Genomic DNA, 21,445 nt, shown 5'->3' with positions numbered 1-21,445 from the left:
ACTGCGTGTGGCGAAAACCCCACCGCGCCGGCCGATGCAGAGGTATCGTTGTCTCCACGAGCGTCTTGGTCTTGCACCCACACAGTCACGTCTACAGGAACCTACTATTGGCCATGCGAGTGGTACGATCAGCCGTGCGAGGAAGATCCGTCGCAACCGCAATGCGACGATTACTTCCCGGAGGACCCTGAGGCTCCAACCCCCGGCGATGACGGCTCGTGTAATCCGGGTATGCCATGTGGAGGTTCTGAGGGCGGTGGTTCAACGTGCACGGTAGACTGCGGTGGCGGGGGGGAGCCACAACCAACGATTCAGCAACTAATCACCCACTGCGATCCACCCGGATCTTCGACGTGCATCCTTACCCCCGTTCAAGGAGCACTTCGTGACTCAATCATGGCCACTGCGCTACGAATGATGAACTCGAACACTGGCGAATACTGCTTTCGGAGTGGTTATGCGCTGTACAACGCCGCCCAGCAATTTGCCATATACAAGTCATCAACTTGGTTTATGGTGGATGACACGACTGAATCACTCGGAAGAACCCAGTATGCGGCACAACAGGTCGTGCTTAGCGGGAAACGGAAAAGCGGATACACTCCAACAGACGCGGAGTTCGTTCAAATCGCACGCCATGAGGCAGGGCACCTTGGAAACTACTTACATACGCAAATCTATGCTCAGGCGCCAAACTGCAGCCGGTAAGTCGAACGCGCGGCTCCCTCTACCAATCCCAGCCATGCGAACTCTTTGTTTCCAGCTTTCGGCTCTGCTGTTGGCTTGCGCCAGTGTGTCGCACGCACAACCATCGGGGAAAAAGTCCACACCCTCTCCTGCGCTCGTGCGCGCCGTAATCGAGAGTTTCGGTTCGGAACTGTCGTCGTACAGTTTCGTACCACGTCCCCAGTGTTTTCGTGCGGACACGAGTGTGGCCTGCAAGTCCCATGGCAACGCCGCTTATGCGCAATTCAAGAGCTCGTTATCGAAGTCGCGTCCGATGACGGGGCGTTTCTTCAGAGTGAGTCCGCTCCAAGACTCGGCGGGCACGCAGTTTATTGATGTCAGGCTTGAGCTCAACAACATCGAACCTGGTATGATGGGAATTGAACTTTTCCGTCTTACTGTGAGCCCAGACGGACAGCGCGTACTGAGCCGCAAGGTGCTTCGCAGCGACTTAAGTCCCATGCCGACGAAGCGGTAGTCAGGCCTCGGTTTCCCAAGGGCGGTGATATCAGCGTGATGTCACCGCCCTTTTATCGGAGAGTATATGCGGCTTCGGCGTGTACGGACTTCGCAGGTGTGGCAAACCATGCGATCTGATGGGATGGCGCCGTATCGCGACTCGGCGATGACCTGGTGCACCAAGACGGAACGGCCTTTCCGGCCTCCGACGCGAATCGAGCCATACCCTTGGCTATTCTTAGCCTCGTGCCGGATCCAGCACCCGGCGTCGTCGATACGGACGCGCGACATGCCCCGTCTATAACCTCGGGTGACGCCTCGGGGGATGTACGGGCTTCGTTCGGGGTCGATGGCGCCCGATGCAGATTGTGGGTATTCTCGTTTTCTACTCGGTGCGGATAACTGAAGACCGGTCCCGCGTCTATTGAAAAGGGACTTAAAATCCCTTATCCGCGAGGATGTGCGGGTTCGAGTCCCGCTCCGGGTATGGACGCACGGCCACGTCGGTATCGCCGCCGTCGAGCCACGCACCACTGTTTTTTCATCCCTTTCGTCGGAGCTGCGGTGCGCACCGTGTCGGATTCGCAGGGCACCACCTGGATTTGCCTCGAACTTCCTGAAGTACCGGTAGATCAACGTGAAGTCGCGGCCACCATGGCGCCCGACACGGTGGCGATTGAGTGCAACTCCGGTGCACATCGAGTCATCGCGCTGGTGGCGCCCGGTTGGGACGACGACATGGATGATGCCCGGCTGAACGCCGTGATCCTCGAGTTTCTCGTTCGCAGTTGACCACGCGTCCGTAGAAATTCGGAGCAAAAACCGGCGGCGGCGGGGGCGCGCTACACGACGTGGGGCGTGTATCTTGTCGGCATGTCTGATGCCGTTGCTCTCGCCACTGAACTGCTGTCTATCGAGTCCACCACCGGCCGTGAACGGGACGCGGTGGATTTCGTCTCCCGCTGGCTGATTGCCCGCGGATGGAACGTGTCCTTGCAGGAAGTGGAGCCGGCGCGCTCCAATGTCTGGGCGACGCGGAAGGGCGGTGGGGTCACCCTCTCCACTCACCTCGATACGGTACCGCCTTTTGTCCCCCCGCGTCTCGACGGCAATCGCCTCTACGGGCGGGGCGCCTGCGACGCCAAAGGGATCGCGGCGGCCATGATGGTGGCCGCGCAGCGGCTCGCGGAGCAGGGAGAAGAGCGTGTTGACCTGCTCTTCGTCGTGGGGGAAGAGAAAGGATCCCCCGGTGCCCGAGCTGCCAACCGGCTTCCGGCGACCAGTCGCTTTCTGGTGAATGGCGAGCCGACCGAGAGCAAGCTGGCGTCGGGCTGCAAGGGGGCGCAGCGCGTCATTGTGCGTGTGCGCGGGCGAGAGGCGCATTCAGCGTACGCGCACCTCGGCGAGAGTGCCCTCGAGGGGATGCTCGATCTTTTGCCGCAACTGCGGACCGTGACGTTACCGAGTGATCCCATCCTCGGGCAGACCACCTACAACATCGGCGTCCTCCGTGCCGGCACCGAGGCGAACATCGTGCCGGGGTTGGCCGAGGCGGAAATCATGATCCGCCTGGTCGGCGATGTGGAGCCGGTCAAGGCGGCCTTCGCGGCCTGGGCAGGTGATCGTGCCGAGCTGGTGTGGGGCTCGCACATTCCGGCGCAGCATTTTCAGACGATTAGCGGATTCGAGGTGGAACCCGTTGCATATACCAGCGACATCCCGCTGCTCGATCGGTGGGGGACGCCGCTGTTGTTCGGGCCCGGCTCCATTCATGTGGCCCATACGCCCATCGAGTACATCGATGTGGCGGAACTCGACGCGTCGGTTGACGCATACGTTCGCATCGTTCGCACCCTTCTCGCATGACACTCACAGCCACTCGCTGGCCGGTCGCCGTTCTTGGCGCAACCGGCGCCGTCGGACAGGCGTTCATTCGCCTCCTCGACGCGCACCCTTGGTTTGATCTGGTCGAAGTCGCCGCGTCGGAACGAAGCGCGGGCAAATCGTATCGGTCGGCCGCGAAATGGCTTGAAGGCACGCTGCCCGAATCGGTAGCGGCGTTGACGGTGAAGAACTGCACGCCCGACGAGGTCACCGCCCCCATCATCTTTTCGGCGCTCGATTCCGGCGTGGCCGGTGACGTGGAAGCGGCCTTCGCCAGGGCGGGACGCATGGTGCTGTCCAATGCGAAGAACTATCGCATGGATGCCGATGTGCCGCTCGTCATTCCGGAAGTCAATGGTGATCACCTGGAGCTGCTGACGGTGCAGCGCGCGAATCGTGGGTGGAGTGGAGGCATTGTCACGAATGCCAACTGTGCCACCACGGTCATGGCTGCGGCACTGGCTCCGTTGCACCAGGCATTCACGGTCACGAAAGTGTTTGCCACCACCATGCAGGCCGTGTCCGGTGCGGGATATCCCGGAGTGGCTTCGCTCGACATTCTTGGGAACGTGATTCCGTTCATCGGCGACGAAGAGCCGAAGATCGAAACGGAGCTGGTGAAGTTGCTGGGGACGTACCGGCAGGGCGCGATCACGATGGCGGACATCGTGACCAGTGCGCACGCGAACCGGGTGCCGGTTGAGCATGGGCATACCGTATGCATGTCCGTCGCGTTCGCCACCAAGCCCACACCGGAGCAGGCGCTGGAGGTGTTGCGCGGCTGGACGGGATACGAAGCGGTGCGCGGTCTCCCGTCGGCGCCCGAGCCCTCGCTGATCATCCGCGATGAACCCGATCGCCCGCAGCCGCGTCGCGATGCCGGGCGAGGGCGCGGCATGGCCACCACGGTGGGGCGGGTCCGCGCCGATCATCTGTTTGATCTGCGCCTCGTGGCGATGTCGCACAACGTGGTGCGCGGCGCCGCCGGTGGCTCGATTCTGAACGCGGAGCTGTTGGCCAAGACCGGGCAGTTGGCGGGGCTCGCGCGCCAGTGATCGTCTGCAAGTTTGGTGGCACGTCGGTGGCCGATGCCGCCGCCATTTCACGCGTCGTTGAGATCATTACCAACAAGCAGTCGGAACAGCCGGTCGTCATTGTGTCGGCGCTCGGTGGGGCGACCAATCTGCTGCTGGATATCGCCAACAAGGCCGCCGGCGGCGAACTCCTGTCCGCACTGCAGCTCATCGAGCAGTTGCGCGATCGACACCAGCGCGAAGCCCAGGCGCTGCTGGGTGGCAGCACTGAGGCAGAGGAACTGTCGCTCGACATCAGTGCGACATTCGACGAGTTGGCCCATCTGGCCGAGGCGTTTCGAACGCTCGGGTATCTCACGCCGCGCTCTCTGGATGCGGTCGCGGCTATCGGCGAACTACTGTCGTCGCAGATCGTGGCCGCCGCGTTTCGCCATCAGGGGCACCCGGCCGTGTTCGTGGATGCCCGCGACGTGATGCGCACCAACGACTTTTTCACCAAGGCCGAACCGGATACCGACGAGATCCGGCAGCTCGCACAGGCGCGACTGGTGCCACTGGTGCAACAGGGAAAGATCCCGGTGATGGGTGGTTTTGTGGGGGCCACGGCCTCACGGGTCACCACAACACTGGGACGTGGTGGGTCGGACTACTCGGCCTCGTTGATCGGCGCCGCCATTGATGCCACCGGCATCGAAATCTGGACAGACGTGGACGGCATGCTGACCGCCGATCCGCGGGTGATTCCGGCCGCACAACTCATTGAGCGTATCAGCTTTGATGAAGCCGCGGAGTTGGCGGCGTTTGGCGCGAAAGTCCTGCACCCTGCCACCATTGCACCGGCGGTGCAGCGCGGGATTCCCGTGTACGTGTACAACTCACGGAACCCGGGTGGCAAAGGGACGATGATTGCCTTCGATGCCCCTCGCCTGCCCGTACGCGCCATTGCCGGCAAGCGCGCCACCACCATGGTGAAGCTCCGCTCGTCGCGCATGCTGCTCGCCCCCGGCTTCCTGCGGCGGGTCTTTGAGGTGTTTGAAACCCATCGCACGTCGGTGGATGTCGTTACCACCTCGGAAGTCTCCGTGTCCGTCACTCTCGATGATGCGACCAACCTGGCCTCGATCCTCCAGGATCTGGCCGCCTTTGGTGATGTCTCGGTGTCGCCGCGTGCCGGCCTGATTGCCATTGTCGGGGCCGGAATTTCTGATGGCAGCCTGGCCATTGCGCAGGCCATCGCCGCGCTGGGGCCCATTCCCATCCACATGGCCTCGCTGAGCGCCACGGGAATCAATTTCACGCTGGTCATTGACGACGATCAGGTGATCCCGGCCATGCAGCGATTGCATGCGACCTTCTTCGAGTCCGCATCATGAGTGCTCCGGCGGTCAAGGTCGCCCTCGTTGGCATGGGACGCATGGGGCGCGCGCTTGATGCGCTGGCCCCGGAGCGTGGCATCGAGATCGTGGCCCGCCTTGATGCACCGGAGATGGCGCGTGGATTGACCGTGGCAGACTTGGGCGGCGCACAGGTGGCCATTGAGTTTACCACGCCGGAGACCGCGCTCCCCAACGCGGAGGCGCTGTTGGCCCTCGGCTGTCCGGTCGTGATCGGCACGACGGGGTGGAATGCGCAACTCCCGCGTCTTGACGCCGCTGTTCGGGCGAACGGGCAGTCGGCGTTGTGGGCGCCGAACTTCTCGCTTGGCGTGCAGTTGTTCCTGGCCCTTGCCGAGGATGTGGCACGGCGGGCGCGCGAGCTCAGCGGGTTTGATGTGCATGTTGTCGAGACACATCACACCGCCAAGAAGGATGCGCCATCTGGCACGGGCATCGCCATTGGCGAGCGTCTGGAGGCCGGATTGGGTCGAGAGGTGCCCATTACCAGCGTGCGCGTGGGGAGTGTGCCGGGTACACATGAAGTGCTGCTCGACGCGGCCTTCGAACAGATCTCGCTGACGCATACGGCGCGCGATCGACGCGTCTTTGCCGACGGGGCACTGGCCGCTGCCCGGTGGTTGTCCGTGTCGCGTGAACCGGCGGTGTATACCATGCGGGACGTGCTGACGTCTTCGCCAACCCTTACGGACGCGCCATGACGACCACTACGCTCCGCGGCTGCGGGACCGCGTTGGTAACCCCCTTCCAGCCCGATGGGTCGCTCGATGAGCCGGCGCTGCGCGCGCTGGTCCAGTGGCAGTTGGCTGCCGGGGTGCACATGCTGATCCCCTGCGGTTCCACGGGCGAAGCGGTGACGTTGGCGTCCGCCGAGCATCGGCGCGTGGTGGAGATCACGGTGGAAGAGGTCAACGGCCGAGTCCCGGTGATTGCCGGTGCCGGCAGCAACGATACGCAGCGGGCGATCGCCACCTCACGCGAGATGCGCAGCATCGGCGCGTCGCATCTGTTGCACGTGACCCCGATGTATAACAAGCCGCCACAGCGTGCGTTGCTGGCCCATTTCCGCGCCATTGCAGATGCGTGCGATTTGCCCATCATGTTGTACAACGTGCCAGGACGCACCGCGGTGAACATGGAAGCGGCCACCACGCTGGAGTTGGCACGCGACCCGCGGTTTGTGGCGGTCAAGGAAGCCAGCGGCAGCCTGGCCCAGATGACCACGATTCTGCGTGACCGCCCACCGCAATTCGCCGTGTTGTCTGGCGATGATGGGTACACGCTATCGCTCATGGCACACGGTGGCGATGGGATCATCAGCGTCGTGTCCAATGTGGCGCCTTCACTGATGGTTCAGCTGTGCGACGCCATGTGGCGCGGCGATCTTGCCGCCGCGCGCGCGCTGGATGCCACGCTCGCGCCAATCATTGACGCATGCTTCGTGGAATCCAACCCGATTCCCGCCAAGGCCATGCTCGCCGTGATGGGGCGTATGCAGGAGCGCGTGCGCTTGCCGCTAGTGCCTCTGGCCGATGCGCTTCGGCCACGCGTACGCGATGTGCTCGTCCGCGCCGGTCTGCTGGCGTCGTGATTCGTTCGCTTCACTTTCCTCTTCTCTAGGCCGCGACCCGCCATGGCCCTCTCGATCGCCGAACTTGAAGTCCGTCTGAACGATCCGCTGCTGTTGGACAGCGGCGCACCGCTGGTGCACGATGCCCAGTTGCTGTTCGATACTGCCATGGCGCTTTTGGAGCGCGGCGAGATCCGTGCGGCGCGGCGTGATGATGACGGCACCTGGCGCGCCGTTCCCTGGGTCAAACGCGCCATTCTGCTGGGATTCCGCATCGGTCATGTGCAGAGTCTGCCGAGTACGCCGCCGTTCAGTTTTCTCGACAAGCACACGTACCCCACCCGTGAATTCCGGGTGGAACATCAGGTGCGCATTGTGCCCGGGGGATCAACGGTGCGGCGCGGGGCGTATCTCGGCCCCAGTGTGGTCTGCATGCCCCCTATGTACATCAATGTCGGCGCGTATGTCGGGCGCGGCACGATGGTGGATTCTCACGCCCTGGTGGGCAGCTGCGCACAAATTGGTGAACGAGTCCACCTGAGTGCCGCGGCACAGATTGGTGGTGTCCTCGAGCCCATCAACGCGTCGCCGGTGGTGATCGAAGATGATGTGATTGTCGGCGGCAACTGCGGGGTGTACGAGGGCACCGTGGTGCGGACCAAGGCCGTTCTCGGCGCTGGCGTCGTACTGACGCGGGGGACGCCGGTATACGATCTCGTCAAGGAAACCGTCCATCGGGCGTCTGCCGGTTCTCCATTGGTGATTCCGGAAGGGGCCGTGGTGGTGCCGGGGGCGCGCAGGGTCAGCTCGGCTTTTGGTGAGGCGGAGGGGTTGTCGTTGCAGACGCCGGTGATTGTGAAGTACCGCGATGACAAGACCGATGCGGCCACCGCGCTGGAGGCCTGGCTTCGGTGAGTGGGCTCCTGCCGCTGACGGTGCAGGGGACCATTCGTGCTCCCGGCGACAAGTCGATCAGTCATCGCGCCCTGATCTTTGCGGCCATGGCCGACGGCCCCACGCGCGTGCGTGACATTCTGCCGTCGGCCGACGTGCACGCCACGGCGGGGGCGCTGCGTGCCATGGGGGTGGACATTCCGGCGCTGAGTGCAGACTTCGTGGTGCATGGCCGCGGGTTGGCGGCGCTGCATTCGCCGGAGTCAGCGTTCGATTGTGGGAACAGCGGGACGACGACGCGGCTGCTCGCGGGACTGGTCGCCGGCCTCGCTGGGCGTGAAGCCCGTTTTGAAGGAGACGCGAGCCTGAGTCGCCGCCCCATGAAGCGGGTGGCGACGCCCCTGGCGGCCATGGGGGCCACCATTGCGTTTGAGGGCGCCCCGGGGCACGATGGGCTGCCCATGCGCGTCTCCGGGCAACCGCTCACCTCCATTCGGTTCGTAAACACACATGCCAGCGCCCAGGTCAAAGGGGCGCTGCTCTTGGCGGGGCTGGCCGCCGGGGTGGAAGTCACCGTCGAGGAACCCGTCCGGTCACGGGACCACAGCGAGCGCATGCTCTTGGCCCGCGGCGTGGCACTGACTGTCAGCGACGCCGGAGTCACCTTACCGGCCGGGCAGGTGCTGCAGACGGCCGACGTCATGGTGCCCTCCGATCCCTCGTCGGCGACCTTCTTTGCGGCGCTTGCCGCGATGGCCGACGCGGGGCGCCTGCGTCTCGAGAATGTGTGTCTCAATCCGACGCGCACCGGGGCCTTCGATGTGTTGCGTCGCATGGGCGCCGACATTGGGGTGGAAGACGAGCGCATGGTTGGTGGTGAACGGATCGGGACCCTGGTAGTTCGGCCATCACCTCTGAGTGGGACGACTATTTCCGGGGCGGAAATCCCGCGGTGCATTGACGAACTCCCCATGATCGCCTGCCTGGCGGCGCGGTCGCGCGGTGAAACGCGTATCGCCGACGCCCAGGAGCTGCGGGTCAAGGAGAGCGACCGCATTCGCGCCGTGGTGGAGAACCTGCGGGGCCTGGGGGTCGAGGTCGAGGAGTTTCCGGATGGGATGCGCATCGTCGGCTCCCGGTCTGCACTCCGAGGGCATGTGGTCACCCACGGCGATCACCGCCTGGCCATGGCGTTCGGGGTGTTGGGGGCGCTGCCCGGCAATCACATCACGATCGATGACCCGGGATGTGTGGCGGTGTCGTATCCCGCGTTCTGGCGCGACCTGTCGGTCGCGGTGGGTCGGCCGGCCGCGCCGGAAGTGGCGCCGGGCGGTGGGACGCCGCCGCTGGTCATCGCGATTGACGGGCCGGCTGCCTCTGGCAAGAGCTCCACGGCGCAGTGGGTGGCCCAGCTGCTTGATGTGCGCCATGTGGACTCCGGGGCCTTCTACCGGGCCATCACCTTTCTCGCGGTTGCCTCGGGCGCACCGGCCGACCTGTGGACCGAGGCCTCCGTGCTCGAGCAGGCGAACCGGATCACCTGGCGGCTGACGGCCCGCTCCGTCTTGCCGCTCGTGGATGGGATGGAGCAGGATGAGGCACTCCGCGGGACCACCGTAACCCGAAACGTGTCCCGGGTGGCCGCGATGCCAGCCGTTCGGGAGTGGGTCAATTCGCAGGTCCGATCCGCCGGGTCGGCGGTGGACGTGGTCGTGGACGGCCGGGATATCGGAACCGCGGTATTCCCGAAGGCGCAACTCAAGGTCTTTCTGGTGGCGGACACCTGGGAGCGGGCGCGCCGCCGCTTGATTCAGCGGCTGAGCCGGCGCCCCAATGATTCGGAAATTGCCGAAGAGGTGGAGGCGCTGGTGGCCAGGGACGCCCAGGACGCCACTCAGAGCGCGCCTGCCCGCGATGCCATTACCATCGACACGACCACGGTGACCCAGGAAGAGCAGGTGGAACGCATCGTGGCCTTGGGACGGGCCACCCGGGAGCGTCTCCGCAGGTAGGGGGAGGGCTGGGCTTGTACAGGACCCCAAGCCGTTCTATGTTTCGGGGTTCCAGCCTTTCCGTCATTTACCCCTTTTCTCGGCGCGGCGAGTGTAGTTCCGCGAATCTGGAGAAACCGCACCATATGAGCACTGAACTGAGCCCCGAGCTCAACACCGAAGTCGAAGGCGCCGAAGATGACGCGCCCCTCTATGGCAAGCTGACGGCGCGCGAGAAGCGCGATCTGCAGAAGAGCCAGCTCCGCCCCTTGGCGAACCGCCGCCCCGAGCTCTACGAAGAGGACGAGTTCACGTCCGACGAGTACGAGCGGATGTTGGAGCTGTACAACGGCACGCTGGCGTCGATCGAAGAAGGCGAGATCGTCAAGGCGACCGTTCTTGAAATTCGCGAGAACCTCGTCGTGCTGGATATCGGATTCAAGTCCGAAGGCACGATTCCGCTCGAAGAGTTCAAGGACATGCCCGAGCTCAAGGCGGGCGACGAAGTCGAAGTGCTGCTCGAGCACCTCGAGGACCAGGAAGGCTCGGTCGTCCTGTCCAAGAAGAAGGCCGACTTCATGCGCGTGTGGGAACGCATTCGCGTGGCCTACGAAAGCGACATGCCGGTCGAAGGGACGCTGGTCAAGAAGATCAAGGGTGGCGTGGTCGTCGACCTCATGGGCGTCGACGCGTTCCTCCCGGGTTCGCAGATCGCGCTCCGTCGCGTGCCGAACATCGATGAGCTCCTGGGCCAGAAGTACGAGTTCAAGATCATCAAGCTCAACAAGCGTCGCCGCAACATCGTTGTGTCGCGCCGCGTGATTCTTGAGACCGAACGCGCGGGCAAGCGCGAGAAGCTCATGAAGGAGCTGTCGAAGGATCAGGTGCGGAAGGGTGTTGTCAAGAACATCACGGACTTCGGTGCGTTCATCGATCTCGGCGGCGTCGACGGCCTGCTGCACATCACGGACATGTCGTGGGGCCGTATCTCGCATCCGAGCGAGATGGTCCAGATCGGCATGGAGCTCGAAATCAAGGTGCTGGATATCGATTGGGAGCGCGAGCGTATCTCGCTCGGCCTCAAGCAGCTCCAGAGCTATCCGTGGAAGGACGTGGCGGCCAAGTACCCGGTGGGTACGCGCGTGAACGGCAAGGTCGTGTCCATCACGAACTACGGCGCCTTCATCGAGCTCGAGCCGGGCATCGAAGGCCTCGTGCACATCTCCGAGATGAGCTGGACGCGCAACGTCCGTCATCCCTCGAAGATCGTGTCGATCGGCGAAGCCATCGAGGCGGTGGTGCTCAAGGTCGACGAGACCGAAGAGAAGATCTCGCTCGGCATGAAGCAGACCGAGCAGGATCCGTGGGTCATCCTGCCGCTCAAGTACCCGGTGGGCACGCGTATCAATGGCAAGGTTCGCAACCTGACCTCGTTCGGCGCCTTCGTCGAAATCGAGCCGGGGATCGACGGCCTCATTCACATCTCCGATATGTCCTGGACCAAGCGTGTCCAGCACCCGTCGGAAGTCGTGAAGAAGGGCGATGCCGTGGACGTGGTCATCCTCAACATCGATAGCGAAAACAAGCGCATCTCGCTCGGCCTCAAGCAGGCTGAGGAAGATCCGTGGCTTCGCATCGGTGAGACCTACCCGGTCGGCACTGAGCTCCCGGGCAAGGTTGTGCGTCTCATGGACAAGGGCGTGGTCGTCGATCTCGGCAACGACATTGAAGGCTTCGTTCCGGTCAGCCAGCTGAACCCGGAAGGCACCGTCACCAACCCGGCGGACTTCGCCTGGGAAACGATGAACCTCGTCATGCGGGTACTGGAAGTGGATCCCATCCACCGCCGTATCGTGCTCGCCGTGACGTCGGTGCCGGAAGAGCAGCCGCCCAAGCCGGACACGCCGAGCAAGGTGCATAGCTCGGAAGACGAACTCGGCCTCTAAGCCGAACCGTCCGGAAAGGGAACAGGGCCCCGACAGCAATGTCGGGGCCCTGTTTATTAGCCCGTTGCGAGGATACAACATAAAAGCGCCTCCACGCAAAGTGGAGGCGCCGAGACATCAGACCGCTGCGCTAGTGCAACAGTCTTACCCCTCGCGAACCCCGATGATCAATCCGACGTCCTCGCTGCTTTCCTTCCCGGACTTTGCGGAGGAACGACGAGCGGGCGACGAGTTGCCCCGCGGGGCCTTGAAGCTCATCAGCGTGAGAAAGGCGAAGGCCAGAAAAAACACGACGGTGACCAGGCCTACCCGAACCGCGGTGCTGTTGAAGGCGCCGGACATCTGCGTACTGACGATGGTCTTAAGCTGCAGCGCGTCGAGCGCGAACACGACCAGCGAACCGAGCAGTCCGAGAGTGAAAATCGCCGAAACCGCCCCAATGGACCGGGACAGGCCACGGCTCTCCAGGCCGCGGGCCATCAGCATCAGCAAGGAGAGGCCCAGGAAGGGCAACAGGAGGATGCTGGACAACGCGTTGGCTGCCCCGAAGCGCCACTGAATATTGCTGAGCTGCAACGGCCAGATCTGCGCGCCAGCCTGAACGAAGGGCACGGTAACGAGGAGGCCGGCAACACAGTACAGCACGCGCCGCGCGGCGGCGTCGTCATGCAGATCGAGAAAGTCGGACATAGGTGGTGGAGGCGGCAAATGATGATTGAGGGACGTTCAATGGGACCGTGCTGTGCAAAGGACGTTCCAGCAGGCTCGGCCGAAACAGCGCCCGGACGTCCAATTATCCGCGTCGTGTGCCGGGAGTGTGACAATGTACATGCTTCCCGTGAGGAATGCTTCAGCTCCTTCGGAGACCATCCGATAGAGGAAACTGTGTCGCGGCTGGTTCCGACTTCGGGGCTCAGTCAACGATGACCGGCGGTCGGTTGACTGTCCGGAATCCCCCCGTGATTACAGTGAACCCTGAGGATCTTCCTTCATGTCCACGCTTTCGTTCCGTCTTGCCCTCATTCCCGCGATTGCTGCCGCCTTTGTGGCTGGCCCCTTCGTTTCGACAGCACAGGCGCAGGATGACAAGGTCTACGCCATCTCCGATGTGCAGGCCCCGCCCAAGCTCGCCAGCTCGGTGGTCGCCGCCCGTATCATTGCCGATTCGTATCCGGCCGACCTGAAGAGCCGCGGCGTGGGTGGAATGGTCGAACTGCAGTTTGTCGTGGACGCCAAGGGGAAGGTGGATCCGAGCTCGGTCGAGGTGGTGGACGCCACCCAGACCGCGCTGGGCGAGGCGGCCAAGAAGGTGGTCACGAAGCTCGATTTCAATCCGGCCAAAGTGAACGGCTCTCCGGTGCGCGTAAAAGTGACGCTCCCCATTATTTACAAGCCGTAAGCACCGGATGGTCCCGGGAGTTCATCCCGCGTTCATTACGGCAGAGCACCGGAGCCGGCCCCAGTTCGGGTCGGCTCCTCGTTTTTCCCGGATCGCTCGCTAGCTTCCGGCAGCATGACCCAGACCTCCCCGTCTTCTGCCATGCGTGAAAAGCTTGAGCGCCTCGCTGTGGCCCGCGACGCCTCGGAACAAGGTGGCGGCGCTGCCCGCATTGCCCAGCAACACGCCAAGGGTAAACTGTCCGCCCGCGAGCGCCTGGACGTGCTGCTCGATGACGGCTCCTTCGTGGAAATCGATCGCTTCGTCACCTCTCGATCCCTCGCTGAGGGTGAGGCGCCCGTCTATGGCGATGGGGTGGTGACCGGGCACGGGCGCATCGAAGGACGCCTGGTGTACGTGTTTTCGCAGGACTTCACCGTGTTTGGCGGCTCGCTCTCCGAGGCCCACGCGGCCAAGATCTGCAAGGTCATGGACCTCGCCATGCGCAATGGAGCCCCGATCATCGGTCTGAATGATTCCGGTGGCGCGCGCATTCAGGAGGGCGTGGTTTCGCTCGGCGGATACGCCGACATCTTCCTCAAGAATACGCTGGCGTCGGGAGTCATTCCGCAGATCTCGGCGATCCTCGGCCCATGTGCCGGCGGGGCCGTGTATTCACCGGCCATTACCGACTTCATCTACATGGTGCGCGGGACGAGCTACATGTTCGTCACCGGCCCGAATGTCGTGAAGACCGTGACGCACGAAGATGTGACCATGGAGCAATTGGGCGGGGCCGACGCGCACGCCGGCACCAGCGGTGTGGCGCATTTCGCCTGCGATTCCGAACTCGCCTGCCTGCAGCACATTCGCGAGTTGTTTCGCTATGTCCCCGGCAACAACGTGGACAATCCGCCGCGCGGCAGCGGTCGCGACCCGCGAGATCGCCGCGAGGAGTCGCTGCTCGACGTGGTGCCCGACAATCCGAACAAACCCTACGACATGCGCGAAGTCATCACGCGCGTCGTGGACGACGGACTGTTGTACGAAGTGCAGCCCGACTACGCCGCCAACATCCTCGTGGGTTTTGCCCACCTCGGCGGCTACAGTGTTGGTATTGTCGCCAACCAACCCGCCGTGCTCGCTGGCGTGCTCGACATCAACGCCTCCATGAAAGCCGCGCGCTTTGTCCGCTTCTGCGACTGCTTCAACATTCCGCTGGTCACCTTCGAGGATGTACCAGGCTTTCTGCCGGGATTGGCGCAGGAACATGGCGGCATCATCAAGCATGGGGCCAAACTGCTGTATGCGTACTGCGAAGCCACCGTGCCCAAGCTCACCGTCATCACCCGCAAGGCATATGGCGGTGCGTACGACGTGATGAGCTCCAAACACATCCGCGGTGATTTCAATGTGGCGTGGCCGACCGCCGAGATTGCGGTCATGGGTCCCAAGGGGGCGGTTGAAATTCTGTACCGCAAGGAGATTGCGGAGGCGCCGGACAAGCAGGCGGCACTGGATGCGCGCGTCGCGGAGTACACGGAGAAGTTCGCCAATCCCTACATTGCCGCCGCACGCGGCTACGTGGATGACGTGATTGATCCACGGGATACTCGTCCACGACTCATTGACGCGCTGGATTCGCTGCAGGGCAAGCGGGATCGCAACCCGCCCAAGAAGCACGGCAACCTTCCGCTGTGAGCGCCGCCATGTTCAGCAAGGTATTGGTGGCCAATCGCGGTGAGATCGCGCTTCGCGTGATTCGCGCCTGCCAGGAGCTCGGCGTCAAGACGGTTGCGGTGTACTCCGAGGCCGATGCCAGTGCCCCTCATGTGCGCGAAGCCGATGAGGCCGTGTTGGTCGGGCCGGCTCCCTCCAGTCAGAGCTATCTGCTGGGCCACACGCTCATCGACGTTGCCAAGCGCATGGGAGCAGAGGCCATTCACCCCGGGTACGGGTTTCTCTCGGAACGTGCGTGGTTTGCGCGCGCCGTCCGTGAGGCGGGATTGGTGTTCATTGGTCCGCCGGCCGAGGCGATCGAAGCGATGGGCTCCAAGACGGCCGCCCGGCAATTGGCGATCGCCGCTGGCGTGCCCGTGGTGCCTGGCAATGCGGAAGGGGTTCGGGACGCCGACGAAGCCATCGCGATTGCCGAAGCCTACGGCTTCCCGGTCCTGCTCAAGGCCGCCGCTGGCGGTGGCGGCAAAGGCATGCGCATTGTACGCCATCGGGATGATCTGGCCGACGCGTTGGCATCGGCCCGACGCGAGTCGCTGAACGCCTTTGGTGACGACGCGGTGTACGTGGAGAAGTACATCGAAGGGCCGCGGCACGTGGAGATCCAGGTGCTCGCCGATAGTCACGGCAACGTCGTGCATCTCGGCGAGCGGGAATGCTCTGTGCAGCGCCGGCACCAGAAGATGATTGAAGAAGCGCCCAGCGTTGCCGTGTCACCCGAATTGCGGGCACGGATGGGGGCGACGGCGGTGGCCGCCGCGAGAGCGGCGGGCTACGTGAATGCCGGGACCTGTGAGTTTCTGCTCGACCGGGATGGTCAGTACTACTTCCTCGAGATGAACACCCGGATTCAGGTGGAGCATCCGGTGACGGAGCTGGTGATGGGGCTGGATCTGGTGCAGTGGCAGATTCGTATTGCCGCCGGCGAGGTGCTGCCGTTTGCGCAGCGCGAATTCACGCCGCGCGGGTGGGCGATGGAGTGCCGCATCACCAGCGAAGATCCTGCCAACGGATTTCTTCCGAGTACCGGTCGTATCGATTATCTGCATCTTCCCAGCGGGCCCGGTGTTCGGTGGGACGGTGGCATCGAGGCGGGCAGTGAAGTGGGACTGCACTACGATCCCATGTTGGCAAAGCTGATTGTGCATGCGCCGACGCGCCCCCTGGCCATTGCCCGAATGCGCCGTGCCTTGCATGAACTCACGATCGACGGCGTAGAAACGTCGCGCGGGTTTCATCTCCGGGTCATGGATGACCCCGAGTTTCAGTCCGGGGACATTAGCATTCAGTGGCTGGAGCAGCGATTGGCCTCATTGACGGCGCCCAGCACCGATCGCGACACGCTCCGGTTGGCCGCCATCGCCGCCGCGCTGGTCGCGCATGAGGAGCGCACGGCGGGGCGGGTGTCATCAGGGACCGCCGTTGCGGGCGCAGATGCGACGGCGGTGACCGCTCCGCTGGCTGGGTGGGCGGCGGTGGCACGCCGCGAAGGACTTCGTTCGTGATGCATCCTCTCTTTTGCCAGGTGAGCCGGTGACCCGTCGTTCCTTGTCTCGCGGCCGCGGCCGTAACGCGGATCGTTCGCGTTCGTCGCGCCTTCCCGAGTCGGTTGCTACCCTCACCATTGATCGCATTGCGGCCGGTGGCGATGGGGTCGGCCGCCTCGATGGTCTGGCGGTATTTGTGCCGCGGACGGCGCCGGGGGATGTGGTGCAGGTGGCATACGTCACGCATGCTCGGCACGCGCGTGGACGGGTGCTGCAGGTACTCACACCATCGGCCGCACGGGTAGAGCCGATATGTGTCCACTACACGCAGGATCGCTGTGGCGGTTGCCAGCTGCAGCATCTGAACGCCGACGCACAAACCGAGGCCCGGCGCCATATCGTACAGGACACCGTGGCGCGCATTGGCAAACGGGACATTCCGTTGCCGGCGTTGGTGTCGGATGTGGCATGGGGGTATCGCAGCAGACTCACGCTCACGCTGTTGCGACGGAGTGCCGGCTGGGTTGGTGGTCTGCATCCGCACGATGATCCGGCGCGCGTGTTCGCGCTTGAGACCTGTCACATTGCCCATCCGGCGTTGGTGTCCGTCTGGCAGACGCTGCGCCCCCTCATTCGGAAAGGCAGTCCTGCCTTGCCGGTAGGTGAGACGCTCCGGTTGGGTCTGCGGTTGGACGAAAGCCCAGAGGGCGCGGAGGCCACGGCGGCGTTGACGGTTGCCCTCGTCGTTGAGGGCGGGACCCACTGGCCGGATCAGGAGTCGTGGACGGTGGCGGCACGCGCCGCCGACCCGCGCATCAGCGGCGTGTGGTATACCCCAACGGCACCGACCACCGCCGTTCGTGACACGAAGAACGACGCCGCGCCGGCCGAGTACGCGCCGCAGGCGCGTGAGGCGCTGGCATTCGCTCAGGTCAATCCGGTCGTGGCCACGGCTCTGCGCGATTATGTGTTCGACGCCGTGGGGACCTTCGCGCCGACACGGGTTGTGGATGCGTACGCCGGCTCGGGGGCGCTGGCCGCACGATTGGCAACGGCGGGGATTTCGGTGTTGGCCATTGAAGCGGATCCCGCCGGTGCGGCGTCGGCGGTAGAGAAGGTGCAGGTGGCCGCCTCCGGGCCGTCAGCGTCCAGCCGGGTCCTCTGCGACCTGGTGGAGCGTGCGTTGCCATCGCTGGGTTCGGGTGAACGCCCCGACACGGTGGTGCTGAATCCGCCGCGCCGCGGCGTGCACGCCGACGTGACGACCTGGTTGGAGGCAGATGCCCAGCACGGGCTTCGCGGTGTGGTCTATATCAGTTGTGATCCTGCCACGTTGGCTCGGGATCTGTCGCGCCTTCCGTCGTGGCAAGTCGCGGCCGTTCAGTGCTTTGACATGTTTCCGCAGACCGCGCACGTGGAGACGGTGTGCGTGCTGCAGCGGGGGCCCCGATGAAGTATCTCGTGGATGTGAACGGCGAGCGTATCACCGTGGAATTGGAGGGTGCCCACGCAACCGTTGACGGCACGCGCCATGAGGTATTGCTGTCACCGGTTCCGGGAACGCCGGTGCGACTCGTGCGCATCGGGGAACAGGTGCATCGTGTGGTGGCCCGGCGTGGTCAGGGGCGCGGGCACTGGCAGTTGGATGTCGACGGCACCCGAGTGGATGCCGAGGCGCTGGACGAGCGCATGCGGGCCATCAAGGACCTGACGGCCGCCGCCACCGCATCCAGTGGGCCGGCTCCGTTGGTGGCACCAATGCCGGGGCTGGTGGTCCGGATTGCCGTAGCGGTTGGCGACATGGTCACCGCTGGGCAGGGCCTCGTCATGATCGAGGCCATGAAGATGGAGAATGAACTCCGCACCGCGGCCCCCGGCGTGGTCATCGCCGTGCGGGTGACGGCGGGGCAGGCGGTGGACAAGGGAGCCCTCCTGGTGGAACTGGGGCCTCTTCCGGAATAATCCGCCGGGCCAGGGGGCTGGTGCGGGCGACCAGGTTGTCGCTCGCACCCCCGCGGGGCGCGGTCAGCCCTTCGCCGGTTCGTTCCGACGCATGCGATTGACTCCCTTGATGACCAGGAAGAGGGTAAAGGCAACGATGAGAAACGTCAGCACCTGGTTGAGAAACAGGCCGTAGGCCACGGTTGGTGCACCCGCTTTCTTGGCCTCTTCGAGGGTGGCAAAGGTTCCACCACCGACCGTCAGGAAGCGGTTGGTGAAGTCGATACCGCCGGTGAGCAATCCCACCACCGGCATGATGATGTCGCCGACCATGCTGTCGACAATCTTTTGAAAAGCACCGCCGATGACCACGCCAATGGCGAGGTCCATCACGCTGCCCTTCATGGCAAATTCCTTGAACTCCGACATCATCGACATGCAGCTACTCCATGAGGGGTGAGGCGGGGCGTCCTGTCCCCGCGAACCGGGTATTGCGAAGGGGCAGCATGAACCGCCGTACACGCGCTGGCAAGGGGCCAGTGTTGATGGATTGTCGGGCCGCGGAGACGGGAAGGCATTCGTAGTTTTGGAATTTCGACGGAAAAATGACGGTCAAGTGAGGAAACCGGACACAAGCTCCACATTGACAGGCACTTCAGAGCTGTGTAAGCTACGAGTCTGTCCCGTTTTCCCGGGACACGTGTCTGTATGCGTCTGGACAGACGCACCCCCGCCAGCGAGTGCCGGCGGGTCTACACGGTAACCCTTTGCCGGGGGCCGATCCGCGGGCGGAGTGCCCACGGTCCACGGCTTCTCCGCAACACGCACGGATCACGTTAGCATGAAGACCTACAGCGCGACCCCGAAGGATATCGACCGTCGGTGGTACATCGTCGACGCGGAAGGAATGGTCCTTGGCCGGCTCGCGTCGGAAGTCGCGAAGATCATCCGCGGCAAGCATAAGCCCATGTACACCCCGCACATGGACACGGGTGACTTCGTCATCGTGATCAATGCGTCCAAGGTGCAGGTCACTGGCCGCAAGGCGGAGCAGAAGACCTACTTCAGTCACACGGGCTACATGGGCCACGAGAAGCACACGCCCTTCGCCACGATGCTGGCCAAGCACCCGGAGCGGGTCATCGAAAAGGCCGTGTATGGCATGCTGCCCAAGACGGCTCTTGGCCGTCAGGTGCTGCGCCGTAAGCTGCGCGTTTTCGCTGGCGCCGAGCATCCGCACATTGCGCAGAGCCCGGCCACGCTTTCCTTCTCCACCGCCGAGGCCAAGTAATGTCGGAACAGATTCAGGCCGTCGGCCGTCGCAAGGAGGCGGTATGCCGCCTCTATCTCACGCCTGGTACGGGCAAGTGGGAAGTCAACGGCCGTACGCTGGGTGACTACTTCCCGCGTCCGACGCTCGTGTCGGCCATTCAGCAGCCGTTCACGCTCACCGACGCGCTCGGCAAGTTCGACGTCAAGGCGACGCTGAACGGTGGCGGCATGTCGGGTCAGGCGGGCGCCGTGCGCCTCGCGGTGGCCCGTGCTCTCGTCAAGCTTGACGAGAGCAACCGCAAGAAGCTTCGTGAGTTCGGCCTGCTCACGCGCGATGCGCGTGAGGTCGAGCGTAAGAAGCCGGGCCGCGCTGGCGCCCGCAAGCGCTTCCAGTTCTCGAAGCGTTAATCGAGCAAGCCCGGAGCCGCTGGTTCCGGGCACTCAACCAGTACATCTCACACGCGGTCCGAGTTGGTGGCGGGTGCTGTGCCCTTAGGGGGCGCAGTCGCCACGGACGGTGACGACCGCGGACGATTCTACAAAAAACCCTCAGGGCAATTCACCATGGCTAGTCCGTCACTCGAGCAGTTGCTCGCCGCGGGCGTTCACTTCGGGCACCAGACCCGTCGTTGGAACCCCAAGATGCGCCGGTTCATTTTCGCCGAGCGCAACGGCATTCATATCATCGACCTGCAGAAGACGCTCCGTCAGATCGAACTGGCGCAGAAGCTCGTCCGCGAGGTCGTCCTGCGCGGCGAGAACGTGCTGTTCGTCTGCACCAAGCGCCAGCTGGCCGCGATCGTGAAGGACGAGGCCACGCGCTGCGGCGGCATGTTCGTCACGGAGCGTTGGCTCGGCGGCATGCTGACCAACTACCAGACGGTCAAGAAGCAGGTCAAGAAGCTCAAGGAACTTGAGGCCGGTACGGAAGACGGCAGCCTGCTGAACTACACCAAGAAGGAACAGCTCCTCATGTCGCGTCAGCGCGAGAAGCTGTCCAAGTACCTCTCCGGCATCAAGACGATGAACCGCCTCCCGGGGCTGCTGTTCATCATCGACTCCAAGAAGGAACGCATCGCCGTTTCCGAAGCCAACAAGCTCGGCGTGCCGATCGTTGCCATCGTGGACACGAACGCCGATCCCGATCTCATCACGGTGCCGATCGCCGGTAACGACGATGCCATCCGGTCGGTGGAGCTGATCGCGAAGGTCATCGCTGATACCATCGACGAGGCGCGCCGCGAGGCGCCCGCTCGTCCAAGCGACGACGAGCAGGAAGCGTACACGTTCTCCAGCGACCGCGGCGCTGAGCGCGCGGATCGTGGTGACCGTGGCCGTGGCGGTGACAATCGTGGTGGCGGCGACCGTGGCGGTGACAACCGCGGCGGTAGTGGCGGCAACGATCGTCGTCCGCGCCGCCGTCGGGCCAAGCCGGAAGCCATCGCGGCGCGCCTCAAGGTTGGGGAGAGCCCGGCGGGCGACGCCCCGGCTGGTGATGACGCGGGTAGCGCTGAATCTGCCGAGTAAGCACCGGCTGCACGCTCGGAATCCGGACACGGTGCCTTTCGGGGCGCCGACTCACTGGATGCAGGACCGCGACGCCGCCGGCACATTCCCGGCGGCGTTGTTGTAGCAGGACCGTGGCTCCTTTGGGTGTTCTCACCCAGAGAATCACGGCATCAGGCAGGACCCTCTGACGTATTACTCCGCTCACTTCAGCGATAGACAGGAA

Annotated in this window: 18 protein-coding genes, 1 tRNA gene and 1 pseudogene; 18 read left to right on the top strand and 2 right to left on the bottom strand. The window is 63.9% G+C overall.

Annotated elements, in window-relative coordinates; translation table 11 throughout:
* Positions 1–1,577 precede the first annotated feature (1,577 nt).
* From GEMMAAP_RS20420 to GEMMAAP_RS09725, 10 genes are all read left to right on the top strand, one after another.
* A tRNA-OTHER gene (locus GEMMAAP_RS20420) sits at positions 1,578–1,672 on the top strand.
* Positions 1,673–1,758: 86 nt separating this feature from the next.
* Complete coding sequence (locus GEMMAAP_RS09765; protein WP_158514798.1) at positions 1,759–1,977, top strand: hypothetical protein; 219 nt, start codon at positions 1,759–1,761, stop codon at positions 1,975–1,977.
* A gap of 81 nt (positions 1,978–2,058) precedes the next feature.
* The gene (locus GEMMAAP_RS09760) at positions 2,059–3,051 is read left to right on the top strand and encodes a M20/M25/M40 family metallo-hydrolase (protein ID WP_026850711.1); all 993 of its coding nucleotides are present in this window, start codon (positions 2,059–2,061) and stop codon (positions 3,049–3,051) included.
* A complete protein-coding gene (gene asd, locus GEMMAAP_RS09755) occupies positions 3,048–4,124 on the top strand; it encodes an aspartate-semialdehyde dehydrogenase (RefSeq protein ID WP_026850712.1) in 1,077 nt (358 codons plus the stop codon). Before GEMMAAP_RS09760 ends, asd begins: the two co-directional genes overlap by 4 nt.
* On the top strand, positions 4,121–5,476 hold the full coding sequence (lysC, locus tag GEMMAAP_RS09750) for a lysine-sensitive aspartokinase 3 (RefSeq protein ID WP_043581638.1): 1,356 nt from the start codon (positions 4,121–4,123) through the stop codon (positions 5,474–5,476). Before asd ends, lysC begins: the two co-directional genes overlap by 4 nt.
* Entirely contained in the window at positions 5,473–6,198 is a 726-nt protein-coding gene (locus GEMMAAP_RS09745; RefSeq protein ID WP_043581639.1) for a 4-hydroxy-tetrahydrodipicolinate reductase, read from the top strand. Before lysC ends, GEMMAAP_RS09745 begins: the two co-directional genes overlap by 4 nt.
* Entirely contained in the window at positions 6,195–7,088 is an 894-nt protein-coding gene (gene dapA / locus GEMMAAP_RS09740) for a 4-hydroxy-tetrahydrodipicolinate synthase (RefSeq protein WP_026850714.1), read from the top strand. The genes GEMMAAP_RS09745 and dapA overlap by 4 nt, the downstream gene beginning before the upstream one ends.
* Positions 7,089–7,130: 42 nt before the next feature.
* Positions 7,131–7,982, top strand: coding sequence for a 2,3,4,5-tetrahydropyridine-2,6-dicarboxylate N-succinyltransferase (locus GEMMAAP_RS09735; protein WP_026850715.1), 852 nt, complete (start codon positions 7,131–7,133; stop codon positions 7,980–7,982).
* A complete protein-coding gene (gene aroA, locus GEMMAAP_RS09730; RefSeq protein ID WP_043581640.1) occupies positions 7,979–9,973 on the top strand; it encodes a 3-phosphoshikimate 1-carboxyvinyltransferase in 1,995 nt (664 codons plus the stop codon). The genes GEMMAAP_RS09735 and aroA overlap by 4 nt, the downstream gene beginning before the upstream one ends.
* A gap of 38 nt (positions 9,974–10,011) precedes the next feature.
* On the top strand, positions 10,012–11,898 hold the full coding sequence (locus tag GEMMAAP_RS09725; protein ID WP_238588221.1) for a 30S ribosomal protein S1: 1,887 nt from the start codon (positions 10,012–10,014) through the stop codon (positions 11,896–11,898).
* Positions 11,899–12,042: 144 nt separating this feature from the next.
* Here the strand turns inward: GEMMAAP_RS09725 and GEMMAAP_RS09720 are convergent, their stop codons facing one another.
* The gene (locus tag GEMMAAP_RS09720; protein WP_026850717.1) at positions 12,043–12,588 is read right to left on the bottom strand and encodes a hypothetical protein; all 546 of its coding nucleotides are present in this window, start codon (positions 12,586–12,588) and stop codon (positions 12,043–12,045) included.
* Between the two features lie 301 nt (positions 12,589–12,889).
* Here GEMMAAP_RS09720 and GEMMAAP_RS09715 point away from each other — a divergent pair, with 301 nt between their 5' ends.
* From GEMMAAP_RS09715 to GEMMAAP_RS21065, 5 genes are all read left to right on the top strand, one after another.
* Entirely contained in the window at positions 12,890–13,297 is a 408-nt protein-coding gene (locus GEMMAAP_RS09715) for an energy transducer TonB (RefSeq protein ID WP_026850718.1), read from the top strand.
* Between the two features lie 141 nt (positions 13,298–13,438).
* The gene (locus GEMMAAP_RS09710; RefSeq protein WP_026850719.1) at positions 13,439–14,977 is read left to right on the top strand and encodes an acyl-CoA carboxylase subunit beta; all 1,539 of its coding nucleotides are present in this window, start codon (positions 13,439–13,441) and stop codon (positions 14,975–14,977) included.
* Positions 14,974–16,518: an acetyl-CoA carboxylase biotin carboxylase subunit gene (gene accC, locus GEMMAAP_RS09705; RefSeq protein ID WP_238588219.1), complete on the top strand. Its 1,545-nt coding sequence runs from the start codon at positions 14,974–14,976 to the stop codon at positions 16,516–16,518. The genes GEMMAAP_RS09710 and accC overlap by 4 nt, the downstream gene beginning before the upstream one ends.
* Before the next feature lie 28 nt (positions 16,519–16,546).
* Positions 16,547–17,953 carry a 23S rRNA (uracil(1939)-C(5))-methyltransferase RlmD gene (rlmD, locus tag GEMMAAP_RS09700; RefSeq protein WP_026850720.1) on the top strand — a complete coding sequence of 469 codons (1,407 nt, stop codon included), beginning with the start codon at positions 16,547–16,549 and terminating at the stop codon, positions 17,951–17,953.
* Positions 17,950–18,462 (top strand): acyl-CoA carboxylase biotin carboxyl carrier protein subunit, encoded by a 513-nt coding sequence (locus tag GEMMAAP_RS21065; RefSeq protein ID WP_053334496.1) that lies wholly within the window; start codon positions 17,950–17,952, stop codon positions 18,460–18,462. The genes rlmD and GEMMAAP_RS21065 overlap by 4 nt, the downstream gene beginning before the upstream one ends.
* Positions 18,463–18,531: 69 nt before the next feature.
* Here the strand turns inward: GEMMAAP_RS21065 and mscL are convergent.
* Positions 18,532–18,873: pseudogene (gene mscL, locus GEMMAAP_RS09690) on the bottom strand (large conductance mechanosensitive channel protein MscL); the annotation flags it as partial.
* A gap of 409 nt (positions 18,874–19,282) precedes the next feature.
* Between mscL and rplM the strand changes: the two are divergent.
* The 3 genes from rplM to rpsB all read left to right on the top strand — a co-directional run bounded on the left by rplM (position 19,283) and on the right by rpsB (position 21,240).
* The gene (gene rplM / locus GEMMAAP_RS09685; protein ID WP_026850721.1) at positions 19,283–19,732 is read left to right on the top strand and encodes a 50S ribosomal protein L13; all 450 of its coding nucleotides are present in this window, start codon (positions 19,283–19,285) and stop codon (positions 19,730–19,732) included.
* Positions 19,732–20,121, top strand: a complete 390-nt coding sequence (rpsI, locus tag GEMMAAP_RS09680) for a 30S ribosomal protein S9 (RefSeq protein ID WP_026850722.1) — start codon at positions 19,732–19,734, stop codon at positions 20,119–20,121. Before rplM ends, rpsI begins: the two co-directional genes overlap by 1 nt.
* Before the next feature lie 156 nt (positions 20,122–20,277).
* Positions 20,278–21,240 (top strand): 30S ribosomal protein S2, encoded by a 963-nt coding sequence (gene rpsB, locus GEMMAAP_RS09675; protein ID WP_043581641.1) that lies wholly within the window; start codon positions 20,278–20,280, stop codon positions 21,238–21,240.
* The last annotated feature ends 205 nt before the right edge of the window (positions 21,241–21,445 follow it).

Origin of the sequence: Gemmatimonas phototrophica, from assembly GCF_000695095.2 — a bacterium.
In the GTDB taxonomy this organism is placed as follows: Bacteria; Gemmatimonadota; Gemmatimonadetes; order Gemmatimonadales; family Gemmatimonadaceae; genus Gemmatimonas; species Gemmatimonas phototrophica.
This window is presented reverse-complemented; position numbering and strand designations above follow the sequence as displayed.

Bases quoted from the DNA above. Each gene is read 5' to 3' on its own strand.
- GEMMAAP_RS09760 (WP_026850711.1), top strand. From the start codon at position 2,059: ATGTCTGATGCCGTTGCTCTCGCCACTGAACTGCTGTCTATCGAGTCC.
- asd (WP_026850712.1), top strand. From the start codon at position 3,048: ATGACACTCACAGCCACTCGCTGGCCGGTCGCCGTTCTTGGCGCAACC.
- GEMMAAP_RS09745 (WP_043581639.1), top strand. From the start codon at position 5,473: ATGAGTGCTCCGGCGGTCAAGGTCGCCCTCGTTGGCATGGGACGCATG.
- dapA (WP_026850714.1), top strand. From the start codon at position 6,195: ATGACGACCACTACGCTCCGCGGCTGCGGGACCGCGTTGGTAACCCCC.
- GEMMAAP_RS09735 (WP_026850715.1), top strand. From the start codon at position 7,131: ATGGCCCTCTCGATCGCCGAACTTGAAGTCCGTCTGAACGATCCGCTG.
- GEMMAAP_RS09725 (WP_238588221.1), top strand. From the start codon at position 10,012: ATGTTTCGGGGTTCCAGCCTTTCCGTCATTTACCCCTTTTCTCGGCGC.
- GEMMAAP_RS09720 (WP_026850717.1), bottom strand. From the start codon at position 12,588: ATGTCCGACTTTCTCGATCTGCATGACGACGCCGCCGCGCGGCGCGTG.
- GEMMAAP_RS09715 (WP_026850718.1), top strand. From the start codon at position 12,890: ATGTCCACGCTTTCGTTCCGTCTTGCCCTCATTCCCGCGATTGCTGCC.
- GEMMAAP_RS09710 (WP_026850719.1), top strand. From the start codon at position 13,439: ATGCGTGAAAAGCTTGAGCGCCTCGCTGTGGCCCGCGACGCCTCGGAA.
- GEMMAAP_RS21065 (WP_053334496.1), top strand. From the start codon at position 17,950: ATGAAGTATCTCGTGGATGTGAACGGCGAGCGTATCACCGTGGAATTG.
- rplM (WP_026850721.1), top strand. From the start codon at position 19,283: ATGAAGACCTACAGCGCGACCCCGAAGGATATCGACCGTCGGTGGTAC.
- rpsI (WP_026850722.1), top strand. From the start codon at position 19,732: ATGTCGGAACAGATTCAGGCCGTCGGCCGTCGCAAGGAGGCGGTATGC.
- rpsB (WP_043581641.1), top strand. From the start codon at position 20,278: ATGGCTAGTCCGTCACTCGAGCAGTTGCTCGCCGCGGGCGTTCACTTC.